This window comes from Parvibaculum sp., from assembly GCF_049651025.1.
Lineage (GTDB): Bacteria > Pseudomonadota > Alphaproteobacteria > Parvibaculales > Parvibaculaceae > Parvibaculum.
Genome location: NZ_JBASBH010000065.1, coordinates 20524 through 28892, shown reverse-complemented (window position 1 = coordinate 28892; position 8369 = coordinate 20524). Strand labels below are relative to the sequence as shown.

The 8369-nt window shown below is 59.8% G+C and carries 9 protein-coding genes; 5 read left to right on the top strand and 4 right to left on the bottom strand.

All coding sequences use genetic code 11. The features are described from left to right. Positions 1–50 precede the first annotated feature (50 nt). The gene (locus WA943_RS09135; protein ID WP_424469561.1) at positions 51–698 is read right to left on the bottom strand and encodes a glutathione S-transferase family protein; all 648 of its coding nucleotides are present in this window, start codon (positions 696–698) and stop codon (positions 51–53) included. 115 nt (positions 699–813) lie between these two features. Between WA943_RS09135 and WA943_RS09130 the strand changes: the two genes are divergently transcribed. The 5 genes from WA943_RS09130 to WA943_RS09110 are packed head-to-tail and all read left to right on the top strand — an operon-like array spanning position 814 to position 3124. Then, complete coding sequence (locus WA943_RS09130) at positions 814–1197, top strand: ArsR/SmtB family transcription factor (RefSeq protein ID WP_424469560.1); 384 nt, start codon at positions 814–816, stop codon at positions 1195–1197. Next, positions 1181–1672 (top strand): SRPBCC family protein, encoded by a 492-nt coding sequence (locus WA943_RS09125; RefSeq protein ID WP_424469559.1) that lies wholly within the window; start codon positions 1181–1183, stop codon positions 1670–1672. Before WA943_RS09130 ends, WA943_RS09125 begins: the two co-directional genes overlap by 17 nt. Positions 1673–1686: 14 nt before the next feature. Then, positions 1687–2097 carry an SRPBCC domain-containing protein gene (locus tag WA943_RS09120; RefSeq protein ID WP_424469563.1) on the top strand — a complete coding sequence of 137 codons (411 nt, stop codon included), beginning with the start codon at positions 1687–1689 and terminating at the stop codon, positions 2095–2097. 34 nt (positions 2098–2131) lie between these two features. Then, positions 2132–2548 (top strand): VOC family protein, encoded by a 417-nt coding sequence (locus tag WA943_RS09115; protein ID WP_424469558.1) that lies wholly within the window; start codon positions 2132–2134, stop codon positions 2546–2548. A 36-nt stretch (positions 2549–2584) separates the two neighbouring features. Beyond that, entirely contained in the window at positions 2585–3124 is a 540-nt protein-coding gene (locus WA943_RS09110) for an SRPBCC family protein (RefSeq protein ID WP_424469557.1), read from the top strand. 14 nt (positions 3125–3138) lie between these two features. Here WA943_RS09110 and WA943_RS09105 read toward each other — a convergent pair whose 3' ends face one another. The 3 genes from WA943_RS09105 to WA943_RS09095 all read right to left on the bottom strand — a co-directional run bounded on the left by WA943_RS09105 (position 3139) and on the right by WA943_RS09095 (position 8350). Then, positions 3139–4005, bottom strand: coding sequence for a pirin family protein (locus WA943_RS09105; protein ID WP_424469556.1), 867 nt, complete (start codon positions 4003–4005; stop codon positions 3139–3141). Positions 4006–4034: 29 nt separating this feature from the next. Beyond that, complete coding sequence (locus tag WA943_RS09100) at positions 4035–5483, bottom strand: MATE family efflux transporter (RefSeq protein ID WP_424469555.1); 1449 nt, start codon at positions 5481–5483, stop codon at positions 4035–4037. A 311-nt stretch (positions 5484–5794) separates the two neighbouring features. Next, complete coding sequence (locus WA943_RS09095; RefSeq protein ID WP_424469554.1) at positions 5795–8350, bottom strand: ATP-binding protein; 2556 nt, start codon at positions 8348–8350, stop codon at positions 5795–5797. Between the last annotated feature and the right edge of the window lie 19 nt (positions 8351–8369).

Genomic DNA, 8369 nt, shown 5'->3' with positions numbered 1-8369 from the left:
GTCATGTCTTGTTCCGTTCACAGATTTATCAGGTGGAGGAGGCCGTTGAACTAGCCGGGGAACATGGCGAAATAGGGCTTGGCTTCGTCAAGCACGCGCGCAAATGATGGCCGCGCCATCAGCCGATCGAGATACCGCGCAGCATTTGGATGGTCTTGAGCGAGCGGCGCCACCTTGTCCGCATAAAACAGCGCAGGTGCGGCGGCACAATCGGCAAGACTGAAGGCATCGCCGACCGCCCAGATGCGCGTCGCCATATCGCGCTCAACAAGATCGCATGCCGTCCGCAGCAAGGCCCGCGCCTCCGCAACGCCGTGCGGATCGTTCGCGCCCGCCGGTCGGATATTGTCCGTGACGATCTTCTGCATGGGCTGCTGAACATAGAGATCGTAGAAGCGGTCGCTCAGACGTGTCTGCAGCGCAAGTTCGCGATCATCGGGGATAAATTTTATGCGACCGGGATAGTGGCTCTGCAGATATTCAATGATGATCGTCGTCTCGGGGATTGTTTGATTGCGCGCCTCGTCACGCAGCACCGGCATCTTGCCGATTGGCCATAGCGCCTTGAATGCCGTTGCCGACGCATCATCCCCCAGATCGATGAAACATATTTCGAATGGCGTGTCGTTTTCGTAAAGCGCGATCAGCGCCTTGTGACAAAACGAGGAGAGCGGATGCATATGCAGCGTCAGGGACATGGAAATTTCCTTGCGTTGAGGCTCATGCTTTCGGGCTCCGGCGCGTGCCGCCTTGACCGCACCTGTTGAATCTTGTATTAAACCATAAGGTTATTTAACCAATTGGTTTTTATAAATGTCATCCGATCATTTAAGTGTCAAGTTTTCAGCTCTTGCCGATCCGACGCGCCGTGCAATCCTTGCCCGGCTCGCACTTGGCGAAACCTCTGTTACGGAGCTTGCCGAGCCTTTTAAAATGAGTCTACCGGCCGTCTCGAAGCACCTGAAAGTGCTGGAGCGCGCAGGGCTGATTGCGCGTGGCCGCGAGGCGCAATGGCGGCCCTGCCGGATTGAGCCGGAGGCGCTCAAGGAGGTCGACGATTGGCTCGAAGAGTATCGTCGCCTCTGGAACGCGCGCCTCGATCGACTTGAGGAATATCTGCAAGAGCTGCAGGCGGCAGAGACACCGAAAAAGACGAAAGCAAAGGCCACGGAGAAGAAGCGTGTCCGCAAATCCTAGCGCGAGCGCCGAAGCCACCGGCGGTGAGATTTTTATCCGGCGCGTTCTCGCTGCGCCGCGCACTCTCGTCTTCAAGGCATGGACCGACCCGCAGCATCTTGCGCGCTGGTTCGGGCCGAACAACTTCACCGTGCCGCATGTTGCGCTTGATCTGCGTGTAGGCGGCAAATGGCGCATCGGTATTCGTTCGCCGGAAGGCAGGGATTACGCGATGCATGGCGTCTATCGCGAGATCGTCGCGCCGGAGCGACTGGTCTTCACCCATATCTGGGAAGAAGGCCATGACTCGCCCAATCATGAAACGCTGATAACGATCAAGCTTGCCGAAAGCGCAGGCAAGACCACGCTCACCTTCCATAAGGCGATCCTGAAAGATCTCACGGCACATGCATCGCAGACGACCGGCTGGAACCAGTGCCTCGACCGGCTTGGCGCCTACATGGCCGGATATGCCCAGAATATCCAGGGAGAGTGAGACAAGTGACCGAGATGAAAACCATCACCATCACTCGCACCTTCGACGCACCGCGCAAGCTGGTATTCGAGGCATGGCTCGACCCGAAGCATCTCATCAACTGGCACAGGGGATCGAGCGACTGGACGACGCCGTTTGCGGAATCCGACGGGCGCAAGGGCGGCACGTTCCGCATCGGCTACGGCTCGCCTGACGGAAAGAACGATTTCACCTTCGAGGGTGTTTACGACGAAGTGACGCCCTATTCGCGGATTGTCTTCACCGTCGGCGACGGACGACCCGTCTCCATCGACCTCGCCGAGAGTGAGGGCAAGACCAGGCTGACACTGGTGCTGACGCTTGAGGATATGCACAGCGCCGAGCAGCAACGTGACGGCTGGACGCAGGTGCTCGTGCATCTTGGAGAATATCTCGCGCGCCTCTGACGCTTACCTGTCAATGCATTCACGGGAGGACATCATGCAATTCAGCGCTTATCTGCATTTCAACGGCAATTGCAAACAGGCCTTCGCCTATTACCAGAAGCATCTGGGCGGCAAGATTGCGATGTCGATGACCTATGGCGAAGCACCGGGCGAGATGAGCCTCACCGACGCGACGCGCGATCTCATTATCCATACGCGGCTCGCCATCGGCGATTTCACGCTTATGGGTTCGGACAATCCGCCTTCCGTGCAAACGCCCGTACCGATGCAGGGCTTCAACATCACGTTCAACGTTCCCAATACGGCGGAGGCTGAGCGTGTGTTCAAGGCACTGTCCGTCAATGGCGAAGTGCGGCAGCCGCTGACGGAGACCTTCTTCGCGCATCGCTTCGGCATGGTCACCGATCAGTTCGGCCTGCCGTGGATGGTGATTTACGAGAAGACCGCCTGAACCCACATTACCTCAATCAAAGCGAAGGGGCTGATCGTGCTGAAAACTATTTCCATCATCGTCGGCATTCTGATCGTCGCTGCCGTCGTGACCATCCTCATTCTGGCGGCGCTGAAGCCGGACACGTTTCGTGTCGAGCGCTCGGCGACGATCAATGCGGCGCCGGATAAAATCTATCCCCTCATTAACGACTTTCATGCCTTCGGTACCTGGTCGCCTTACGAGAAACTCGATCCGGCGATGAAGCGCAGCTATGAGGGACCGGCATCGGGTGCCGGCGCTGCCTATGCCTGGGAGGGCAACGGCAATGCCGGTATCGGGCGCATGGAGATCGTCGAGTCGATTCCGAACGAAAAAATCTCCATCAATCTCGATTTCAAGAAGCCCTTCGAAGCGCACAACATTGTGGAATTCACGCTTGTTCCACAAGGCGATGCGACGACAGTAACGTGGTCGATGCACGGGCCCGTATATTTCCAGCACAAGATCATGCATGTGATCTTCAACATGGACAAAATGGTCGGCGATCAGATGACGGAAGGGCTCGCAAACCTCAAGGCGATAGCCGAGAAGTAGGCAACTCGCGCAGCCTATTCAGGCAGCGGCACGAAATCGTCATGGTCGAGGTCGGGCAATTTCATGCGGCCTGCGCGCCAATCTGCCTTTGCCTGCTCGATGCGCTCTTTCGATGAGGAAACGAAGTTCCAGTCGATGAAACGCTGGCCGATGGGCTCGCCGCCCAGCACCATGACGATGGAGGATGCGAGCGCCTTGATGACCGGCGCGTCGCCGGACGAGAAAACCGCCATGCGCCCCGCCTCGATGCGCTGCCCTTCCGCCTCGACTGCACCTGTCACCACATAGGCAGCGCGTTCGGGAAAGTCGGCGGGGAGTTCGAGCGTTGCGCCGGGTTGCAGAAGGCAATGGGCATAAAACATCGGCGAATGGGTTTTGACGCTCGACGTCATTCCATATGCCCGGCCCGCAACAAGGCGCATCCAGATATTCTTATCCTCATGGATGGGCAGATCGGCCGCACCATAATGCGTGAAGGTGGGGTCGACCTCCTCCTCGCCATCGGGAAGCGCCACCCAGGACTGGATGCCGTGAATCGTGTCGCCGACTTCGCGCGCATGTTCAAGCCGCTCTGAATGCGTGATGCCGCGACCTGCAGTCATCCAGTTCACTTCGCCCGGACGGATCGCAATTTCCGAGCCGATGCTGTCGCGATGCATGATCTCGCCGTCAAAAAGATAAGTGACGGTCGAGAGACCGATATGGGGATGCGGTCGCACATCGAGGCTTTTGGGAATGCCGGGCTCGAACCTCATTGGGCCCATGTGATCGAAGAAGATGAACGGCCCGACCATGCGGCGCTGGGCGACCGGAAGCACGCGCCCGACTTCGAAGCCGCCGCCCAGATCGCGCCGTCTTTGCTCTATCACACGCTCAAGCATCGCAGCCTCCTCGTAGTGAGGGGATCAGTCTAGCTCGATTTCTGCCTTCGCATAGTGAGGTGCATGTCCGACAGGCGGACAAAACGCCAGCACATGGCAAAACCCGCAATGGCCAGCGAAATGACGAAAGCGATCCAGACGCCCATGCCCTGCAACTGGAAATGAAAGGCAAGGAGTAGCGCCAGCGGAAAGCCGATAAGCCAATAGCTGCCGCCCGCAATCCACATCGGGCCGTTCGCATCCTTCAATCCGCGCAAGCTCAGCGATGCGACGACCTGCATCGTATCGAATATCTGGAATGCGGCACCGATGCGCAGGAAGAGGACCGCATTGGCAATGACGCCCGCATTGTCCGGGTTATGCGGATCGACATAAAAGCCGATGATGCGCGGTGCGAAGACGAAGAGCACTATGCCCATCAGCAACATGAAGGCGAGGCTCATCGCCATGGCCGCGACGCCTGCACGGCGGACGCGCGGCCTGTCTTCCGCACCTGCCGCAAGGCCGATGCGCACGGTGGCGGCGGTTGCCACGCCCAAAGGCACCATGAAGCACAGCGCCACGACGTTGAGCGCCACCTGATGCGCGGCAACGCTGTCGGTGCCGAAATAGCCCATGATCATCGTGCCCGCATTGAAGAACATGGCCTCGAAAATGATCGTGAGGCTGATCGGCATGCCGAGCCGCAATACCTCCTTGCAGACCGCCCAGTCGAAATCCATGAAACGATGAAAGATGCGATAGCGCGCAAGATCCGGCGTCATGAAAATAATGGCGAGCATGGCAAAGAAGCTGAAGGCAAACGAAGCAGCACTGGCGATGCCGGCGCCAAGCAGTCCCATGCGCGGAAAGCCGAAATGGCCGAAGATGAGCGCATAGGCGAGCCCCGCATTGAAGAGGATCATGAGACCCATGACGATCAACGGCGCGTTGGGACGGCTGAGGGAGGTCGCGTAGCCGCGCAACACATTGAAGAGCGCGGTGAAGACGAAGCCCACCGCCAATGCGCGCACGAAAAGGCCCGCATCGGCAGCAAGCTTTTCGGGCTGACCGATGGCGGCCAGCATGTCGCCCGCGTACCACAGGAAGGCGATCTGGAAGGGCATCATCAACAAGATGACCCAGAAGGCCATGCGTACGCTCTTGCGGATACCGCTCGTGTCGGAATGCTGCGCACCCAGAATATGCGCAATCATCGGCGACACGGCGATGGCGGGCCCCATGGCGAGAACCCACATGGCGTAATAGAGGCTCAGGCCCAGCGCGGAGGCCGCCAGCGCGTCCTTGGAGTAAGCGCCGAGCAGCAGCACGTCGATGGTGCCGACGCCCATTTGCGCAAGCTGCGTGATAACGATGGGACCGGCAAGCCGCGCCAGTTCGCGCGCTTCCACAATGAAGTGGCGCACGGGTTCGGCGGGCGGCAGGGGAGCTTCCTCAAAGGGAACTTTTATGGATGTAGCGTCGAGAATTTCAGTCATGACCGGAGCTTTTTCTTGTCTCGAAGCCCGGGAACGGCAGCGGAGGAAAACGGGCACAAAAAACCCTCCGGAGCATTCGCCAGGCTCGGGAGGGTGGATCCATCGGATCTTTACGGACGTTTCTAGTCCGCGTTTTCCTCGCGAGCGATCGATACGCACGACATGCCGACAGCGCCTGTCGGCACGTGTCCTGCAATGTTCGAAGCGTCGGTCATGGAATCCACTCGCTCTGGTCGCAGCCTAAATGGCACGCGAAGGTCGAAATCGATACGCCTCGAAATAGCTCGAGTCAAGAATGAAGGGATAAGGCGTCAGCGAAGCTCGTCGGCGCCGACCCGTAAAGCGGGGACCGGCTCGCCATCCAATTTGGGTGCAGCAGGCTGGGCGAGCGTTGCCCGCACCGGCAGATGGCAGGTGACGCAGGTACCCAGATCGGGCGCGGATTCCAGCGTGACCCAGCCGCCATGCAACTCGACGAAGGAGCGCACAAGACTGAGGCCAAGACCGGCGCCGCGACGGCGATCCGTGTCGGGATGTGCTTCGAAGCGATCGAAAACGGTTGCCTGAAATTCCGGCTTAATACCAACGCCCGTATCGGCGACATAGAGCTGCACGGTGTTTTCAAGCAGGCGCGCGCCGATTGTGATCGTGTCGCCGGGACTCGTAAAGGCGAGCGCGTTCGACAGAAGATTGATCATGATCTGCTTGATGCGCTTTTCATCGGCTCGCACCGAACCCATGCCGTCGCGGCATTCGACCTTCAGCACGACACGATTTTTCTGCGACGGATAAAGCGCAAATTGTTCCGCCGAATGCACGACTTCGGAAATCTCGACATCGGAAAGATCAAGCGTCATGGCGCCCGCTTCGATGACGGCGAGATCGAGGATATCGTTGACGATTTCGAGCAGCGTGTCCGACGATTCCAGAATGCCTTGCGTATATTCGTGCTGCTTGGGGTTGAGATCGCCGAACATTTCGGTTTCAAGGATTTCGCCGAAGCCCAGAATATTCGTCAGCGGTGTGCGCAATTGATAGGAGACGTGGCTGATGAATTCAGACTTCAGACGATCCGCCGTTTCAAGCGCGTCATTGCGCTCACGCAGCGCAAATTCCATGCGGATCGAATCCGTCACATCGACATAAGTGATGAGGCTCGCACCATCAGGCAGCGGCACAATGGCATAGTCGATGACCGTCCCGTCGGGGCGGTCCAACCGTCCGGTCGATTGGGCGCGCGCACCGGCATCATTGGTGATGCGCGCCTTGAAGGCAGCAGCTTGCGCTTCGTCGCCATAAAGCGCCCGCGTCGCCTCGGCGATGGCATTCACATGCGGCTCGCCTTCAAGCGCATCAGGCGCGAGATTCCAGATGCGAGCGAAAGCCGGATTTGACAGTTTCAGACGGCCATCGGAGCCGAAGACCGCCACGCCTTCATAAAGATGATCGATCGTTTCGCGCTGCACGCGGGCAAGCGTGTTGTAGGAACTGGCAAGATTGAGCTGCTCGGTGACGTTCTCATAAAGATAGATCACGCCGCCGAACGGATGAGCCTGACCCAGAAGCTTGATGATGCGCCCGTCGGGCAAATGCCAATATTCCTCGACCGGCGTGGGCGAGGTGTAGAGTTCCATACGCCCCTGTTTCCAGAGCTGGAAATTCGATTGCTCGGGCAAACGGCGCTGGGCGCGCAACTGATCGAGAATTTCGCCGTCTGTCGGTTCCGTATCGAGCCATGACGGATCGAGGCCCCAGAGGATTTCAAAAGCGCGATTGCGGAATTTGAGCCTCTTGTCCGGCCCGCAAATCGCGACCGCCGTTGTCACGCGGTCAAGCGTTGCCGCATGGCTTTCGACATGGCGGTTCAGTTCCGCCTCTGCCGCATCCAGCGCCGAGACATCGACGGCGACGCCCGCAAGCCCGCCCGCAACGCGCTGCTCGAAAACCTCGATGGCGCGGCGTTCGCCCGCCATGATTGCATGTGTGCGCTCGTTCGCCCGCGCCCGGTCGAAAAGCCGGCGGCGCAGCGTCGACAGGACTTCCTCGTTCAAAAGCTCGAGGCCGCGCACAACGGCGTCTTCCGGAGAGATCGCATCGACGGCCCGCGCATAGGCCTCGTTGACCCAGGAAAGCCTGCCATCCTCATTGCGACGCCAGGCTGGAAAGGGCGCCGTCATCACATGTTCTTCAAAGCGGGCGCGACCGGCTTCCGCCTGACGCAAGCGCTCCATCAGGCGGCTCACTTCGGCGCGCTCACCCGTGACATCGCGCAGCCAGAGCACGGCAAGCGCCCCCGCCGGGCGGCCTTCGGCCTCAAAGGTGCGGCCATCGATCGATTGCACATGAAGGGAGAAGCGCGCGCCGCGTGTGCGCAGGCGCTGCACCGCCGTGTTGAGGCGTCCGGCATTTTCCGGCTCAAGGCGCGTCAGCAGATAGGCGAAGTCGAGATCGCCCGAGGCGGGGTCAACGAGTGTCGCCGTCGAGCCGACAATGCGCGGGCGCGACTGGAAGGTGCCGGGCGCGGCGCGCAAGCTTTCCGGCGTCCAGATGAAGACGGCATCGGGTTCGGCGGCGAGAATCGATTCCGCCGCATGAAGGCGGGCTTCGACACTTGAGAGATCGCGTTCGCGCTCAAGCGCCACATTGCGGGCACGACGCGCGGCACGCATGCCCATGGCGGCAAGGGTCACGCCGAAAGCGGCAACGCCGAGCGCGCCGAGCAGGTAAAGGCTGACTGTCGGCGCGGCGGCGGCAGGCGAAACGCCAAGCGTCGTCAGCGCCTTGGGGAGGCTTTCAGGAAGGGTTTGCCCAAGTCCGGAATCGGCGAAAGCGACGCGCGCGGAAAGGCCCAGCGCGAGCGCAGACATAGCGCTCACCCCCGGCAGA